The organism is Streptomyces sp. NPDC025784 (genome assembly GCF_055558435.1).
The window spans coordinates 1-14,063 of the sequence record NZ_JBVHMN010000012.1 but is presented as its reverse complement, the minus strand read 5'-3'; the positions used below and the strand labels follow the sequence as shown (position 1 = coordinate 14,063).

Annotated in this window: 18 protein-coding genes and 2 pseudogenes; 11 read left to right on the top strand and 9 right to left on the bottom strand. The window is 69.8% G+C overall.

The genetic code is table 11. The annotated features are described in order from the left end of the window. Positions 1 to 91: 91 nt before the first annotated feature. Positions 92 to 1,177 (bottom strand): S-adenosylmethionine:tRNA ribosyltransferase-isomerase, encoded by a 1,086-nt coding sequence (locus tag ACZ4IF_RS25810; RefSeq protein WP_467566737.1) that lies wholly within the window; start codon positions 1,175 to 1,177, stop codon positions 92 to 94. Beyond that, entirely contained in the window at positions 1,174 to 1,869 is a 696-nt protein-coding gene (locus ACZ4IF_RS25805) for an SDR family NAD(P)-dependent oxidoreductase (protein WP_359500835.1), read from the bottom strand. The genes ACZ4IF_RS25810 and ACZ4IF_RS25805 overlap by 4 nt, the downstream gene beginning before the upstream one ends. Positions 1,870 to 2,057: 188 nt before the next feature. On the opposite strand from ACZ4IF_RS25805, the gene ACZ4IF_RS25800 reads away from it, so the two are divergent. From ACZ4IF_RS25800 to ACZ4IF_RS25785, 4 genes are all read left to right on the top strand, one after another. Continuing rightward, the gene (locus ACZ4IF_RS25800) at positions 2,058 to 3,236 is read left to right on the top strand and encodes a GAF domain-containing sensor histidine kinase (protein ID WP_467566734.1); all 1,179 of its coding nucleotides are present in this window, start codon (positions 2,058 to 2,060) and stop codon (positions 3,234 to 3,236) included. Further along, a complete protein-coding gene (locus ACZ4IF_RS25795; RefSeq protein ID WP_095933362.1) occupies positions 3,229 to 3,870 on the top strand; it encodes a response regulator in 642 nt (213 codons plus the stop codon). Before ACZ4IF_RS25800 ends, ACZ4IF_RS25795 begins: the two co-directional genes overlap by 8 nt. A 206-nt stretch (positions 3,871 to 4,076) precedes the next feature. Beyond that, a complete protein-coding gene (locus tag ACZ4IF_RS25790; RefSeq protein WP_345658937.1) occupies positions 4,077 to 4,322 on the top strand; it encodes a chaplin in 246 nt (81 codons plus the stop codon). Between the two features lie 195 nt (positions 4,323 to 4,517). Beyond that, positions 4,518 to 4,757 (top strand): chaplin, encoded by a 240-nt coding sequence (locus ACZ4IF_RS25785; RefSeq protein ID WP_467566731.1) that lies wholly within the window; start codon positions 4,518 to 4,520, stop codon positions 4,755 to 4,757. Between the two features lie 531 nt (positions 4,758 to 5,288). Here the strand turns inward: ACZ4IF_RS25785 and ACZ4IF_RS25780 are convergent. Continuing rightward, positions 5,289 to 6,077 (bottom strand): hypothetical protein, encoded by a 789-nt coding sequence (locus ACZ4IF_RS25780; RefSeq protein ID WP_467566728.1) that lies wholly within the window; start codon positions 6,075 to 6,077, stop codon positions 5,289 to 5,291. 121 nt (positions 6,078 to 6,198) lie between these two features. Between ACZ4IF_RS25780 and ACZ4IF_RS25775 the strand changes: the two genes are divergently transcribed. From ACZ4IF_RS25775 to ACZ4IF_RS25765, 3 genes are all read left to right on the top strand, one after another. After that, complete coding sequence (locus ACZ4IF_RS25775; protein ID WP_095933425.1) at positions 6,199 to 6,990, top strand: ABC transporter ATP-binding protein; 792 nt, start codon at positions 6,199 to 6,201, stop codon at positions 6,988 to 6,990. Between the two features lie 127 nt (positions 6,991 to 7,117). Further along, complete coding sequence (locus ACZ4IF_RS25770; protein WP_467566725.1) at positions 7,118 to 7,552, top strand: NfeD family protein; 435 nt, start codon at positions 7,118 to 7,120, stop codon at positions 7,550 to 7,552. Positions 7,553 to 7,683: 131 nt separating this feature from the next. Next, positions 7,684 to 8,643, top strand: coding sequence for an SPFH domain-containing protein (locus ACZ4IF_RS25765; protein WP_467566723.1), 960 nt, complete (start codon positions 7,684 to 7,686; stop codon positions 8,641 to 8,643). An 84-nt stretch (positions 8,644 to 8,727) separates the two neighbouring features. Here the strand turns inward: ACZ4IF_RS25765 and ACZ4IF_RS25760 are convergent, their stop codons facing one another. From ACZ4IF_RS25760 to ACZ4IF_RS25750, 3 genes are all read right to left on the bottom strand, one after another. Further along, positions 8,728 to 9,234 carry an HNH endonuclease gene (locus tag ACZ4IF_RS25760; RefSeq protein WP_095933357.1) on the bottom strand — a complete coding sequence of 169 codons (507 nt, stop codon included), beginning with the start codon at positions 9,232 to 9,234 and terminating at the stop codon, positions 8,728 to 8,730. Between the two features lie 169 nt (positions 9,235 to 9,403). Continuing rightward, positions 9,404 to 9,937, bottom strand: coding sequence for a YbhB/YbcL family Raf kinase inhibitor-like protein (locus tag ACZ4IF_RS25755; protein WP_467566720.1), 534 nt, complete (start codon positions 9,935 to 9,937; stop codon positions 9,404 to 9,406). Positions 9,938 to 10,007: 70 nt separating this feature from the next. Then, positions 10,008 to 10,793, bottom strand: a complete 786-nt coding sequence (locus tag ACZ4IF_RS25750) for a sporulation protein (protein WP_467566717.1) — start codon at positions 10,791 to 10,793, stop codon at positions 10,008 to 10,010. Between the two features lie 209 nt (positions 10,794 to 11,002). Here ACZ4IF_RS25750 and ACZ4IF_RS25745 point away from each other — a divergent pair. Beyond that, positions 11,003 to 11,260: pseudogene (locus ACZ4IF_RS25745) on the top strand (DNA-3-methyladenine glycosylase); the annotation flags it as partial. 14 nt (positions 11,261 to 11,274) lie between these two features. Continuing rightward, positions 11,275 to 11,886: a DNA-3-methyladenine glycosylase gene (locus ACZ4IF_RS25740; RefSeq protein ID WP_467566714.1), complete on the top strand. Its 612-nt coding sequence runs from the start codon at positions 11,275 to 11,277 to the stop codon at positions 11,884 to 11,886. Between the two features lie 211 nt (positions 11,887 to 12,097). On the opposite strand, the gene ACZ4IF_RS25735 is transcribed toward ACZ4IF_RS25740, so the two are convergent. From ACZ4IF_RS25735 to ACZ4IF_RS25725, 3 genes are read right to left on the bottom strand one after another with little or no spacing between them, the layout of a single operon-like run. Next, positions 12,098 to 12,490: a Scr1 family TA system antitoxin-like transcriptional regulator gene (locus ACZ4IF_RS25735; RefSeq protein ID WP_467566711.1), complete on the bottom strand. Its 393-nt coding sequence runs from the start codon at positions 12,488 to 12,490 to the stop codon at positions 12,098 to 12,100. Between the two features lie 3 nt (positions 12,491 to 12,493). Next, positions 12,494 to 12,697, bottom strand: a complete 204-nt coding sequence (locus ACZ4IF_RS25730) for a hypothetical protein (protein ID WP_467567266.1) — start codon at positions 12,695 to 12,697, stop codon at positions 12,494 to 12,496. Next, positions 12,682 to 13,218 (bottom strand): recombinase family protein, encoded by a 537-nt coding sequence (locus tag ACZ4IF_RS25725; RefSeq protein ID WP_467566708.1) that lies wholly within the window; start codon positions 13,216 to 13,218, stop codon positions 12,682 to 12,684. The genes ACZ4IF_RS25730 and ACZ4IF_RS25725 overlap by 16 nt, the downstream gene beginning before the upstream one ends. Positions 13,219 to 13,294: 76 nt before the next feature. On the opposite strand from ACZ4IF_RS25725, the pseudogene ACZ4IF_RS25720 reads away from it, so the two are divergent. Together ACZ4IF_RS25720 and ACZ4IF_RS25715 are read left to right on the top strand one after the other, a co-directional pair. Continuing rightward, positions 13,295 to 13,681: pseudogene (locus tag ACZ4IF_RS25720) on the top strand (DNA-3-methyladenine glycosylase); the annotation flags it as partial. Between the two features lie 129 nt (positions 13,682 to 13,810). Next, the coding region (locus ACZ4IF_RS25715; RefSeq protein ID WP_467566705.1) for a hypothetical protein at positions 13,811 to 14,063 on the top strand (253 nt) is incomplete at its 3' end.

Here is a 14,063-nt window from a genome sequence, read left to right as displayed (position 1 = left end):
TGCCCCGGTCAATGCGTCCTGTTTATCTCCTATGCTCCCTCGTACGTGATGTGTGCCCTATGTGCGGGCTCACACCGCTCCCTCCCCGATATCACCAACAGTTGCCGGAGCAATGCCGAGAGCGAGCACCCTCCTCGGGGAGGATGAGGTGGACGTCCCCGAACTCGTGCCAGAGGTACAGCCCGCGCAGCGCCTCGTCGTAGCTGCTGTCGATCGCAGCGCGGCCGGCGACCGCCTCCAGCATCAGAAGATGCGAGGCCTCGGGCTCGTGCAGCCCGGTCAGCAGCCCGTCGACGACCCGCACCCCGCGCTCCGGGGTCACCACCAGATCGGTCCAGCCCTTCGCCGCCCGCACCACCCCGTCGGTGCCGGTCGCGGACTCGACGGCACGCACCGCGGTCGTGCCGATCGCGATGATCCGGCCTCCGCCGGCCTTCGCCGCGTTGATCAGCCGGGCCGAAGCCTCCGGCACCTCGTACCTCTCCGGATACGGCGGCTCGTGCGACTCCGCCGACGCCACCCCCGTGTGCAGCGTGATCGGCGCGAACTGCACGCCCCGGCTCACCAGCTCCGCCACCAGCCGAGCGGTGAAGGGCCGCGCCGCGCTCGGCATCTCCGCACTGCCCGCGCCGTCGGCGGACGGCAGCGCGAACACCGTCTGGTACACGGACAGCGGCTGGTCCCTGTCCGTATAGGAGTAACGAATGGGTCGCCCGTGCCGCCGCAGCAGCCCCAGGACGTCGGCCTCCGACACCCGTCCCCACCACAGCCGCGGGCTCCGCGAGGTCAGCGGCTCCTCCAGGACGAGCCGCACGTCCCCGGGCAGACACACCTCTGTACCCGCAGGCCCGCCCGCCCGCGCGCGCGTAGTACCAGCACCGTCGGGATCCCGCAGCTCGACGGCCCACCGCCCGTCGTCCCCTCGTGTGGAGAAGTGGACGACCACCCGCGCGTCCCCCACCCGCCCGTCCACCGCCGCCGCCAGGGTGGCGGAGGTGTTGACCACGAGCAGGTCACCCGCCTTCAGCTCCCGGGGCAGCTCCACGAACTCGTGATGCGACACCTCTGTGCCGCGCGACACCAGCAGCCGTACCGAGTCCCGGTCCAGGCCGGGACCGCGCTGCTCGGCCGGCACCCGCGCCGACAACTCCTCCGGAACCCGCACCGCCGTCGTCATCGCTCCTCCAGGAGGGCCGGAGCGGAGTAGCGTCCACTCGCCGGCCGTTCGTCGATCAGTCGCAGAAAGGCAGGAACCACGCTGTCCGGCGCCGGCCGTGGATCGTCGTCCTCCGGTACGGCCGCCGCGTACAGGTCCGTACCCATGTCCCCGGGGTCGACGGCCCAGACCCGAAGACCGGGCTCCTCCTCGCCGAGGACCGCCGACAGATGGTCGAGCGCCGCCTTAGACGCGCCGTAGCCGCCCCACGTCTCGTACGCCTCGGCGGCCGCGTCCGAGCTGATGTCGACGACCGTGCCCGCCTCCGCGGCCCGGAGCAGCGGCAGCGCCTCCTGGACCAGGCCCAGCGCGGCCACCACATTGACCTCCAGCGCCTGCCGCAGCCCGTCCAGCGTCAGATCCTCCAGACGCACCAGCGGCTCGGCGCCGAGCGCGCTCGCGTTGTTCACCAGCAGATCGACACCCCCGAGCTTGCGGGCCGTCGCCACCAGCTCCGCGCGGTGCCCCGCGTCCGTGACATCCCCGGGCAGAGCCTCGACACGGGTCCCGTACGCGGACAGTGCCACCGCGGTCTCCTCCAGAACCCCGGCCGTCCTGGCGTCGAGCACCAGGTCCCAGCCGCGCTCCGCCAGGGCCGCACCGAGCGCCCGCCCCAGCCCCTTCGAAGCCCCCGTGATGATCGCTACCGGCATGACAACCGTCCCCTCATCCCTTGACCGCCTTTCCCGGCGGGTGTCTTCAAGGTAGGAACCGGGCCCACCCCGGCGCCTCGTGCGCGGGCCGCAATGATCCGGGTTCCTTCGTCCTAGGCCCACCGGCCTAGGCGGGGGCCACCACAGGTCCGATACGCGCCGTCACACCCCGCCGGTACCTTGAGGTCATGAGCCAAGGACCCCGTTCCGGCCTGTCCGCGGTGAGCTCCGCGCTGCTGGCCATGAGCAGGCACCTCGAGGTGCGCGACGTCCTCAAGACGATCGTCGCCTCGGCCCGTGAACTGCTCGACGCGCAGTACGCGGCGCTCGGCGTGCCCGACGACCACGGCGGCTTCGCCCAGTTCGTCGTCGACGGCGTCAGCGACGCACAGTGGAAGGCCATCGGCCCGCTCCCGCGCCAGCACGGCATCCTCGCCGCCATGCTCCACGAGGCCCGCCCGGAACGCCTCGCCGACGTGCGCAAGGACCCCCGCTTCGAGGGCTGGCCCTCCGCCCACCCGAACATGTCCGACTTCCTGGGCCTGCCCATCCGCGACGGGGACGAGGTCATCGGCGCACTGTTCCTCGCCAACAAGGTGCGCCCCTCCGCGGGCCACGGACAGGACGTCCCGGCACCCCGGACGGGCGGCGGCTGCGGATTCACCGAGGACGACGAGGAACTGCTCACGATCCTCGCCCAGCACGCGGCGATCGCCCTGACCAACGCCCGCCTGTACGAGCGCAGCCGCGAGCTCACCATCGCCGAGGAGCGGTCCCGGCTCGCCCATGAACTGCACGACGCGGTCAGCCAGAAGCTTTTCTCCCTGCGCCTCACCGCGCAGGCGGCAGCCGCCCTCGTCGACCGCGACCCGTCACGCGCCAAGGGCGAACTCCAGCAGGTGGCCGCGCTCGCCGCGGAGGCGGCGGACGAACTGCGCGCCGCCGTCGTCGAGTTGCGCCCCACCGCGCTCGACGAGGACGGCCTGGTCGCCACCCTGCGCAATCAGATCCAGGTCCTCGACCGCGCCCACTCGGCGCGGGTCGCGTTCTCCAGCCGCGGGGTCCGCGCGCTGCCCGCGGCCCAGGAGGAGGCCCTGCTGCGCGTCGCCCAGGAGGCCCTGCACAACGCGCTGCGGCACTCCGGCGCCACCCGGGTCGACGTCACCCTGGAGAAGCACGGCCCGGGTGCCGTCCTGCGCGTCACCGACGACGGCGGCGGTTTCGAACCCGCCGCGATACGCAGCGCCGGCCGCCACCTCGGACTGGTGTCGATGCGCGACCGGGCGAGCGGGGTCGGCGGCAACCTCACCGTGGAATCGGCGCCCGGAAAGGGCACCACGATCGAGATGGAGGTCCCTGGTGGCTGACGCAATCAAGGTGCTGCTCGTCGACGACCACCAAGTGGTCCGCCGCGGTCTGCGCACCTTCCTCGAAGTACAGGACGACATCGAGGTCGTGGGAGAGGCCTCCGACGGTGCCGAAGGGGTCGAGCGCGCCGAGGAGTTGAAACCCGACGTCGTCCTCATGGACGTCAAGATGCCGGGCATGGACGGCATCGACGCGCTGCGCCGGCTCCGCGAACTCGCCAACCCGGCACGGGTGCTGATCGTCACCAGCTTCACCGAGCAGCGCACCGTCGTGCCGGCCCTGCGCGCCGGAGCCGCCGGCTACGTGTACAAGGACGTGGATCCGGACGCCCTGGCCGGCGCCATCCGCTCCGTGCACGCCGGACACATCCTGCTGCAACCCGAGGTCGCGGGTGCCCTGTTGTCCCAGGACGAGGCCAACTCGGGTCAGGGGAGAGGCGGTTCGCTCACCGAGCGGGAGCGTGAGGTGCTGGGCCTGATCGCTGACGGCCGCTCCAACCGGGAGATCGCCCGCGCCCTCGTCCTGTCCGAGAAGACGGTGAAGACCCATGTCTCGAACATCCTGATGAAGCTCGACCTCGCCGACCGGACCCAGGCCGCGCTCTGGGCCGTGCGGCACGGCGTCGGGGGCTGAGGCCGGGGCCGGTCACCAGGGAGAGGGCGCTCCGGCGCACTTCCCTGGACGGTCGGCGTCCGGCAATTCGGAGGGTTCCGCTCCGGGATGAGATTCATACCGTCGTGTGTATGTCCCTCGAATGGCGCATCCTTTGGTGATCTCCGCCGTTCTCCAGTGCGTGCCGCGGCGACCTGCCGCGGTGATCGCCAGGAGGGGTTGAAGAAGTGAAGAACCTGAAGAAGGTCACGGCAGTCGCGATGGTGGCCGGCGGCCTGGTCGCCGCGGGAGCCGGCATGGCCTCCGCCACCGACGGTGCGTGGGCGGGCGGCAAGGCCGCGGGCTCCCCGGGTGTCGTCTCCGGCAACCTCGTCCAGGCCCCGGTGCACGTCCCGGTGAACGCGGTCGGCAACACGGTGAACGTCATCGGTGCCCTGAACCCGGCCTTCGGCAACCTGGGCATCAACCACTGAGGCCCGCACCGGACCGTTCGTGACCACCGGCCTTCCAGGGGTCCTTGGGAGGCCGGTCAGGTTGTCGAATGATCAGTTGACTGGCCCGATCGGGGCTTTCGTCGCGGCATCCCGTGCCGCGTCGGACCTCCTCGCGTTGCTCAGCGTACGACCCTCGGCCGGGTCGGATAAGCGAACGCAGGAGGAACGTTTTTTATGAAGATCGCCAAGAAGGCAGCCCTGGCCCTCACCGTCGCCGGGATCGCCGCGGGCGCCTCGGCCGGTGCCGCCGTCGCCGACTCGGGTGCCGACGGCGCTGCCGCGCAGTCCCCGGGCGTCGCCTCGGGCAACACCGTGCAGGTCCCGGTCCACGTCCCCGTGAACGTGTCCGGCGACAGCGTGAACGTCATCGGTCTCCTGAACCCGGCCTTCGGCAACCAGGCCGTCAACGACTGATCCGTACGGTCGTCAAGGGCCCCGCGCCGGAAGCGCGCGGGGCCCTTCGCGTACCGGGAGCGCCCACCCCGCGGGCCAGGAGCGTCGGCCCGGCGTCCCGCGCGCGGTGAGCGCTCACGCGCCGTGGAGGCTCCGTCCCGCACGCCGTGAGCGCTCCCGTGAGGCCCGAAGGTCCCTGTCCCGCGCCACGAGCGCGCCCGCGGGGCGCAGGCTCCTTCCGTGTCCCCGGCCCCTTCGCGCGGGAGCGCGACTCGGGATCCCAGGCCGCCTCTCAATGCCGCTCGGTCCGCCGCGACCCCCAATCCGCCCGGACCCCGCACAGCCCCCGGTGCGCCGCCGGCCCCGGCACCTCCGGCTCGGGCCCGCTCACCGCCCCCGCACTGCTCAGGCTCGGGCCCGCTCACCGCCCCCGCACTGCTCAGGCTCGGGCCCGCTCACCGCCCCCGCACTGCTCTCGGGCCCGCTCACCGAGCCCCCGGAGTCTCCCGCTCACCCAGGTCGGCCGACCCCCGCGCCGCCCCCCCCGGACGCTCACCGAGCCCCCCGTTCCCGCTCCTCCACGAAGGCGTTGTACGCGGCCACCTGCGCCCGTCGGGCCGTCCGCTCCACCGGGCGCAGCGCGAGGGAGCGTGCGCCGATCTCCGAGGCGCTCACCGCTCCGCCGTGGCCGTTCTCGTAGGCCACGGAGATCAGCAGCCCCACCCGCTGGGCGAGCTCCAGTACACGCACGGCGCGCGGCGGATAACCGGGAGCGAGCACCTCGCGACCACGCTCGGCACGCGCCCGGTACGCGTCGATCGCGGCCTCCGCGACCGGCCCCGATCCGGCCACGTCCAGTCGCGACAACACCTCGGTCGCCTCGCGCAGCGCCTCCGCCAGCTCCCGCTCCGCCTCGCCGAGGGACGGCACGTCGGCGGGCGGCGCCTCCCGCACGGCGAGACAGTGCCAGAGGACCTCGACGTGCACATCGCCTTCGGGCCCGGCCTCGTACACCTCGGGCACGAGCCCGAGCGCCGCGCCGTGACAGACGACGGCCTCCTCGGCGTCGAGGGCGCGCGCGTTGAACTCCGGCGGACCGCTCAGCCCGAGCGGATGACCCGGCGCCGGCAGCGCGACCCGCAGTCCCGTCACGCCGAGCGCGCGGAGCCGTCCGAGGGCGAACGTCAGGCCCACGGGCCCGGACTCGCCGGGCAGCCCCTCGACCCGGTGCACGGCGTCCTCCCCGACGACGGCGAGCACCGCGTCGTCCGGTGAAACAAGTCCGGCCAAAAGGGCATTTCCCCATGCGGCCAGTCGTCCTGAGCGTGGTTCCGAGAGCATGCCTCCACCCTAAGGACCGGCCGATGGATTGGAGCGGCCGACCGGTGGCGTAGGTTTTCCCTGGGGGCTGCGTCGACAGACGTCAGCGACGGCCGAGACTGCAATGGGAGACAACGCGCTCATGAGCGATGTACTGGAGCTGGAGGACGTGTCCGTGGTCCGCGAGGGCCGGGCTCTGGTGGACCAGGTCTCCTGGTCGGTCAAGGAGGGCGAGCGCTGGGTCATCCTCGGCCCCAACGGCGCCGGGAAGACGACCCTCCTGAACGTCGCCTCCAGCTACCTCTTCCCCAGCCAGGGCACCGCCACCATCCTCGGCGAGACCCTCGGGAAGGTCGACGTCTTCGAACTGCGTCCGCGCATCGGCGTGGCCGGCATCGCCATGGCGGAGAAGCTCCCCAAGCGCCAGACCGTCCTGCAGACCGTGCTGACCGCCGCCTACGGCATGACCGCCGGCTGGCACGAGGACTACGAGGACGTCGACGAGCAGCGCGCCCGCGCCTTCCTCGACCGGCTCGGCATGAGCGACTACCTCGACCGCAGGTTCGGCACGCTCTCCGAGGGCGAGCGCAAGCGCACCCTGATCGCCCGCGCCCTGATGACCGACCCCGAGCTGCTGCTGCTCGACGAGCCCGCCGCGGGCCTCGACCTGGGCGGCCGTGAGGACCTCGTACGCCGCCTCGGCCGCCTCGCCCGCGACCCCATCGCCCCCTCCATGATCATGGTCACCCACCACGTCGAGGAGATCGCGCCCGGCTTCACCCACGTCCTGATGATCCGTCAGGGCAAGGTCCTCGCCGCCGGCCCGCTGGAGCTCGAACTCACCTCGCGCAACCTCTCGCTCTGCTTCGGACTCCCGCTCGTCGTCGAGCAGGTCGGCGAGCGCTGGACGGCGCAGGGCCTCCCGATGGCCTGAGCGCCCGACCCGGCCACCCGGCCACCCGGCCACCCGGCCACCCGGCCACCCGGACGCGCCCTGGGCCGCGCGTCCCGGTTGATCGTGCGCCCTGTCCGCCGAGGGCACACGGTCCTACCATGACCGTGTGAACGACATCAACGCATGGGTGTGGTGGCTGGTCGCCGCGGCCGGACTCGGCATCCCGCTCGTCGTGACCGCCATGCCGGAGTTCGGCATGCTCGCCGTCGGCGCCGTCGCGGCCGCGGCCACGTCCGGCCTCGGCGGTGGTGTCGTCCTCCAGGTCCTCGTCTTCGCCGTCGTCTCGGTCGCCCTCATCGCCGTGGTGCGGCCCATCGCGGCCCGACACCGCGCCCAGCAGCCTCAACTGGCCACGGGCGTGGAAGCATTGAAGGGGAAACAGGCAGTCGTCATGGAGCGGATCGACGGCTCCGGCGGCGGCAGGATCAAGCTCGCCGGGGAGATCTGGTCCGCGCGCGCCCTCGACGCCGGACAGTCCTACGAGGTAGGCCAGGAAGTGGACGTCGTGGACATCGAAGGAGCTACCGCGATCATCATGTGACCTCGTACGACGCAAGTGAACCGAACGCCCCACGTGGCAGACGGCGGTCTGTCAGACTCGTCCAGCAAGATCTTCAACAACCATAAGATCTTTCGGAATCACCGAGGCGGAGAAGGGTACGGGGAGCAACGATGGAACCGATCATCATCGTCCTGATCATTCTGGTGGTGCTGGTCTTCATCGCCCTGATCAAGACCATCCAGGTCATCCCACAGGCGAGCGCCGCCATCGTCGAGCGCTTCGGCCGCTACACACGCACACTGAACGCCGGCCTGAACATCGTCGTCCCGTTCATCGACTCCATCCGCAACCGCATCGACCTGCGCGAACAGGTCGTGCCGTTCCCCCCGCAGCCGGTGATCACCCAGGACAACCTGGTCGTCAACATCGACACCGTGATCTACTACCAGGTCACCGACGCCCGGGCCGCGACGTACGAGGTCGCCAGCTACATCCAGGCGATCGAGCAGCTCACCGTCACCACGTTGCGCAACATCATCGGCGGCATGGACCTGGAGCGCACGCTGACCTCCCGCGAGGAGATCAACGCGGCCCTGCGCGGCGTCCTCGACGAGGCCACCGGCAAGTGGGGCATCCGCGTCAACCGCGTCGAGCTCAAGGCCATCGAGCCGCCCACCTCCATCCAGGACTCGATGGAGAAGCAGATGCGCGCCGACCGTGACAAGCGCGCCGCGATCCTCACCGCCGAAGGCATCCGCCAGTCCCAGATCCTCACCGCGGAAGGTGAGAAGCAGTCCGCGATCCTGCGCGCCGAAGGTGAGGCCAAGGCCGCCGCACTGCGCGCCGAGGGCGAGGCCCAGGCCGTCCGCACGGTCTTCGAGGCGATCCACGCCGGGGACCCGGACCAGAAGCTCCTCTCCTACCAGTACCTCCAGATGCTCCCGAAGATCGCCGAAGGCGACGCCAACAAGCTCTGGATCGTGCCCAGCGAGATCGGCGACGCCCTCAAGGGACTCAGCGGCGCCATGGGCAACTTCGGTGCCATGGGCGGCGGTTCGGGCAACGGCGGCACGTCGGGCGGCTCCGGCGGCGGCACGGAGCGCCGCGAGAAGCCGTCGATCACCGACTGACCTCTCCGCATACGGCGATGGGGCCCACCTCCACGAGGGAGGTGGGCCCCATCGCCGTACCGGTCACGGGCCGCGCCGCGCGGATCAGGCGGCCGGCTGCACCAGCCACTGAGGCAGTGCGTCGAAGTCGTCCTGCCCGAGCGCCAGCAGCATCGCGTCCGCCGGCGTCGGCTCGAACGGCTGCCGCAGCAGCGGCATGCCCGCCTGCTCCGGCGTACGGTCCGCCTTGCGGTGATTGTCCACCGCACACGAGGCGACCGTGTTCAGCCACGAGTCCTGACCACCCTGCGCCCGCGGCACCACGTGGTCCACGGTCGTCGCCCGGTGCCCGCAGTACGCGCACCTGTGCCGGTCGCGTACCAGCACACCCCGCCTCGACCACGGGGCTTGTCTTCGGAAGGGCACCCGGACGTAGCGGCAGAGCCTGATCACCCGGGGCACGGGTATGTCCAGGTCGGCTCCGCGCATGCGCAGCTCGGGGTGGGCCTGCTCGACGACCGCCTTGTCCTGCAGCACCAGAACGACGGCTCGGTTCAACGTCACCGTCGACAGCGGCTCAAAGCTCGCGTTGAGTACCAGCGTGTCCCGCATCCAGCCCACCTCCTGTGCGCACCGGCCCACCCCCCTGGCGGGCTGGATCAACTCTGGCCGGGCACGCCGAGATGGACAACGCAATAAAAAATGCCCGCCCCTGATCACTTCCAAGACCAGAGGCGGGCAAACGTTCAATGAACGTCAGTCTTCGACACCGCGAGGTGCCTCACGCGGGAGCGGCGTACTCACCGATCAGCTGGGCGCGCCCCAGCGTGTGGAACCGCAGATTGAAGCCCACCACGGCGGCCGACACGTCCGAGTCAGGACCGAGCTTCTCCTGATCGACGGCGTAGACCGTGAACACATACCGGTGAGCCGGGTCCCCGGACGGCGGCGCCGCACCGCCGAAGTCCTTCGAGCCGTAGTCGTTGCGCACGTGCACCGCGCCCTCGGGCAGGCCCTCGAACTTGCCGGTGCCGGCCCCCGTGGGCAGCTCGGTGACCGACACCGGGATGTCGAACAGGACCCAGTGCCAGAATCCGCTCCCCGTCGGCGCGTCCGGGTCGTAGCAGGTCACGGCGAAACTCTTGGTCTCCGGCGGGAAACCCTCCCAGCGCAGCTGCGGAGAGGTGTTCCCCGCCGCGTAGACCTGAGCGTCCTTGAGCGTCGCACCCTGCTCGACGTCCTCGCTCGTGACCGTGAACGCCGGCACGGGCGGATGGAAGTCGTGGGGGAGTGGCGGCCGCTTGAGCTCGGTCACGTCGGTACCTCCTGATCGGTTCCTGGTCGGTTGCCGGGCGGTTCCTGAAGCGGAATCTCCCGACCCGAGCCTAGAACCAGCTGCGCTTGCTGCCGACCTCCGACAGCCACTGGTTCAGGTAGGCCGCCCAGTCCGTGCTCTGGTAGTCGTGCAGCCCCACCTGGAACGAGCGGAACGAGTCGCTGCCCTCGCTGAAGAGGCCCGGCTTCTTGTCCATCTCCAGCACGACGTCCATCGCGTGCTCGTCCGCGACGAAGCTCAACTCCACCTGGTTCAGACCGCGGTACTGCGACGGCGGGTAGAACTCGACCTCCTGGTAGAACGGCAGCTTCTGCCGCGTCCCCCGGATGTGACCGCGCTCCATGTCCGCGGTCTTGAAGCGGAAGCCCAGCTGGATGAACGCGTCCAGGATGGCCTTCTGCGCCGGCAGCGGGTGCACGTTGATCGGGTCCAGGTCGCCCGAGTCGATGGCGCGCGCGATCTCCAGCTCCGTCACCACACCGATGTTCATCCCGCGCAGGCTCTGCCCGTCGATCATGGTGACCGGCGTCTCCCACGGGATCTCCAGACCGAACGGCACCGCGTGCACCGCGCCGGCCTGGAGCTCGAAGGCGCCGCCGAGGCGCACCTTCGTGAAGACGATGTCCTGCTTGTACTCCTGGTCGTCGTGGCCCTCGACCTCGACCCGGGCCTGCAGACCGACGGACAGGCCCTCGATGGACTGGTCCACCGACCCGCCCTGGATCCGCACCTCGCCCTGGACGACGCCGCCCGGGACGGTGTTGGCCTCCGTCAGCACCGTCTCGACCGAAGCGCCACCGGCACCCATGCTCGCGAGCAGCCGCTTGAACCCCATGTCACTACCTCCCCAGGCAACGCCTGTTCCGTCCTGATGTCCGTCTGGATTCCTTGATCCTTACAAACGCGATCCAGCCGCGGCCGGTTCCGTGCCCACACTTTTCCAAGGAGCGGAGCACCTGACCACCCCGTCGACGAGCATCCGCCCGCACCGGCCCCGGACCGCTCCCGGCTCCCGTCCCGGTTCCTGGACTACGCTCGTACGCCATGATCGTGGCCCCTGACCGTACGCCTCTCACGCGCGACTTCTTCGACCGCCCCGTACTGGACGTCGCCCCCGACCTCCTGGGGCGCATCCTCGTGCGCTCCACCCCGGACGGTCCGATCGAGCTCCGCATCACGGAGGTGGAGGCGTACGACGGCCCGAACGACCCCGGCTCACACGCCTGTCGCGGCCGCACGGCCCGCAACGGAGTGATGTTCGGTCCGCCCGGCCATGTGTACGTCTACTTCACCTACGGCATGTCAAGGCGGTCAGCATGAGCTTCATGGATCTTGCTCACCCCGCTGAAGAAGTCGCCCCCAAGCTGCTCGGTGCCATCCTCACCCACGAGACCCCCGAGGGAACCGTGAGCATCACCATCACGGAGACCGAGGCGTACTCCGGTTCGGCCGACCCTGCCTCCCACGCCTATCGAGGCAGGACACCCCGAAACGCCGTCATGTTCGGACCTGCGGGACACCTGTACGTGTACCGGTCTCACGGACTCCACTGGTGCGCCAACATCGTCACCGGGGCAGACGGCATCGCTACAGCTGTCCTCATCCGGGCAGGCAGGGTCATCGAAGGGGAAGACCTGGCCCGCGAGCGGCGAGGGGGCAAGGTCGAGAGTCCACGTCTCGCGCGGGGTCCGGGGAACTTCTGCCAAGCGCTCGGCATCACGGCGGAGCACAACGGCGCAGACCTACTGACAGGCGCCTCGGTCGCGCTGTCCGAGGGCGAGCCAGTACCTGCCGCACTCATCCGGGTTGGTCCTCGGGTAGGCGTGAGCAAAGCCCACGACTGGCAGCACCGCTTCTACCTCGCCGGTGATCCAACGGTCTCGGCGTACCGACTGAGCCCGAGAGCCAAACCGCCGGCCGGAGCATGAGCCCGCGGGCCCACGTTCTCGTCCGACACCTGTGAGTAATCCCCGACCGACGTGGCGTTCGCGCGAGCCACCGCGTACCGAAGGCACTCACGACACCCCGACACAGGGTCGGGCGGCGCAGAGGGAAGGGTCACGTATACCGGCCCGTCCATCGAGGATGATCCCCCGGGGCGCCTACGGGATGGCGCCTCAGTCGCGTGGTCGACGGAAGTCATGCGCGGCAAGCGGCGGACCACTCGGCGAGCCGTGCCCGAAGGTCTTCGCCGAAGAGGGCGTATTCCTCGTACCCGGCGAACTCCTTCAGGTACGCCTGAACATCTCGGCCGTCGCGGAGTACGAGACTTCCCGCCGTCGTCTCGATGGTCACCAACGCGGCGTCGTGGACGGTGAACGTACTCAGAGGGGTTCGGGGCGTCGGTGTCCCCAGGGGGATCACCCCGATCCGAACGTTCGGGAGGTAGGACAGGGACGCCAGACGGTCCATCTGCTCGGCCAGTGCCAGCGGGGAGACGACCGGCCGGCGAACCGCCTGCTCGGTCAGAACGAACGTGAACCGTTTCGAGGCGTCGTAGAGGACGGCTTGCCGCGGAACATCGCCCGCCACTCCTCACCGTCCAAGAGCACGAACGGCCTCCCGAAGAACACTCTCGGGGATCTCCACGAGCCCTTCCCCCTGCGGGGGAGTGAAGGCGTCGGACACGTCGCCCTGAACCACGATGGCGCCGGACGCGGTGCGGTAGACGTTCGGGCAGTCATCGTCTCCACACGTGCCGTTGCCGTTGCCGGTGAGCCGAGTCAGTTGCGCACAGATGCATCTGAGGGATGTCCGGCCCCTCCCTCGCCGGCCTGGCGAGGGGCCCCGCCCGACTCCCTGCGCCGCTGGTGTCCGAGTACCTGGTGTTCCACTCGCATCTCAGTCTCGTTGCGAGCCACCACAGCGCCGATGCGAGCAGCGAGGCGGCCGGAAGTAGTGGACAGGTCGAGTACTCCCTGAGCCTGTGCGGCGGCCAGCGTGACGCCGGTCGCCTCGGCCAGGTCCACCAGGTCTTCAAGATCCCAGGGGGTGCGGTGCATACGGTCGTAGTGTCGGGACACGATGGCGTCTGCCTTGCCGTCCTCTACCAGAGCTTTCACGCGCTCCCACTCGGCGCTTCGCTTGGCTCCCCGCTTGGTTGAAGCTGACGTGTCCTTCTCAACGACCACGGCTATGACCGACCAGCCCTTCCGGTCGCACCGTGCCTGACTCAGCTCGACCTGTTGTGTCAGGTTCCCGCCCTTGGATCCCTCGCCCCTCGGGGTGGGGCTGAGCCTGGCGTAGATGATCGCTCGCACTGTCTGACTCCTGCTTGTCGTCGCCTTGCGGATGACGCCGGATCAACGACATGCATGCACAGTGAGTCACCTACGCATGTGGTTCTGCATGAACCTGGGGGCGGTCCCGGTGACAGGCCCAGCGGCGTCCTGCTCCGGGCCGGCGAGATCACCGAGGGCGTCGACCTGGATCGCAAACGTCGAATCTCGGCCCGCAATGACAAGGAACTGGCCAAAGGGCCGGCGCGCCTTGCCACGGCTCTCGGGGTGGTCCGTGCGCTCGACGGCACCGACGCCTGCGGCCCCGAAGGCTCCCCGCTGACCTTGCGCGCGGGCACTCCCGTCCCCTCCGACCAGGTACGGAACGGTCCCCGTACCGGTGTGTCCGGCGACGGCGGAGTCCACCCTTGGCGCTGCTGGATCGCCAACGACCCTACGGGTGAGCCCATATCGGGCGCATACGCCCCGTCGGCGCTCAACTTGACGCGTCCCTGGGGGATCCGTAATGTAGCCCGAGCCGCTTGAACCGGGTACGGCGTTCAGCCAGCAGCCGGAAGCGGCCAACCCACTACCTACGACTTCCCCTCAGCGGGGGCGAATTCGGTGTGCCTGCATGCCCGAATTCGAACTCGCGCAACTCGATTATGAGTGGACGCGGGAATCGGTTAACGTAGTGAATGTCGAAAGGCCGCGGGGCGAAAGCCATCGAAAGCCCGAAGACAATCCCGCCGACAGGGAATCGGACACGAAAGAGTCTGATAGAGTCGGAATCGCCGGAAAGGGAAACGCGAAAGCGGGAACCTGGAAAGCACCGAGGAAATCGGATCGGAAAGATCTGATAGAGTCGGAAACGCAAGACCGAAGGG

Excerpts from the sequence above, each read along its gene's own strand:
- ACZ4IF_RS25810 (WP_467566737.1), bottom strand. The coding sequence starts at position 1,177 with ATGACGACGGCGGTGCGGGTTCCGGAGGAGTTGTCGGCGCGGGTGCCG.
- ACZ4IF_RS25805 (WP_359500835.1), bottom strand. The coding sequence starts at position 1,869 with ATGCCGGTAGCGATCATCACGGGGGCTTCGAAGGGGCTGGGGCGGGCG.
- ACZ4IF_RS25800 (WP_467566734.1), top strand. The coding sequence starts at position 2,058 with ATGAGCCAAGGACCCCGTTCCGGCCTGTCCGCGGTGAGCTCCGCGCTG.
- ACZ4IF_RS25785 (WP_467566731.1), top strand. The coding sequence starts at position 4,518 with ATGAAGATCGCCAAGAAGGCAGCCCTGGCCCTCACCGTCGCCGGGATC.
- ACZ4IF_RS25780 (WP_467566728.1), bottom strand. The coding sequence starts at position 6,077 with ATGCTCTCGGAACCACGCTCAGGACGACTGGCCGCATGGGGAAATGCC.
- ACZ4IF_RS25775 (WP_095933425.1), top strand. The coding sequence starts at position 6,199 with ATGAGCGATGTACTGGAGCTGGAGGACGTGTCCGTGGTCCGCGAGGGC.
- ACZ4IF_RS25765 (WP_467566723.1), top strand. The coding sequence starts at position 7,684 with ATGGAACCGATCATCATCGTCCTGATCATTCTGGTGGTGCTGGTCTTC.
- ACZ4IF_RS25760 (WP_095933357.1), bottom strand. The coding sequence starts at position 9,234 with ATGCGGGACACGCTGGTACTCAACGCGAGCTTTGAGCCGCTGTCGACG.
- ACZ4IF_RS25750 (WP_467566717.1), bottom strand. The coding sequence starts at position 10,793 with ATGGGGTTCAAGCGGCTGCTCGCGAGCATGGGTGCCGGTGGCGCTTCG.
- ACZ4IF_RS25740 (WP_467566714.1), top strand. The coding sequence starts at position 11,275 with ATGAGCTTCATGGATCTTGCTCACCCCGCTGAAGAAGTCGCCCCCAAG.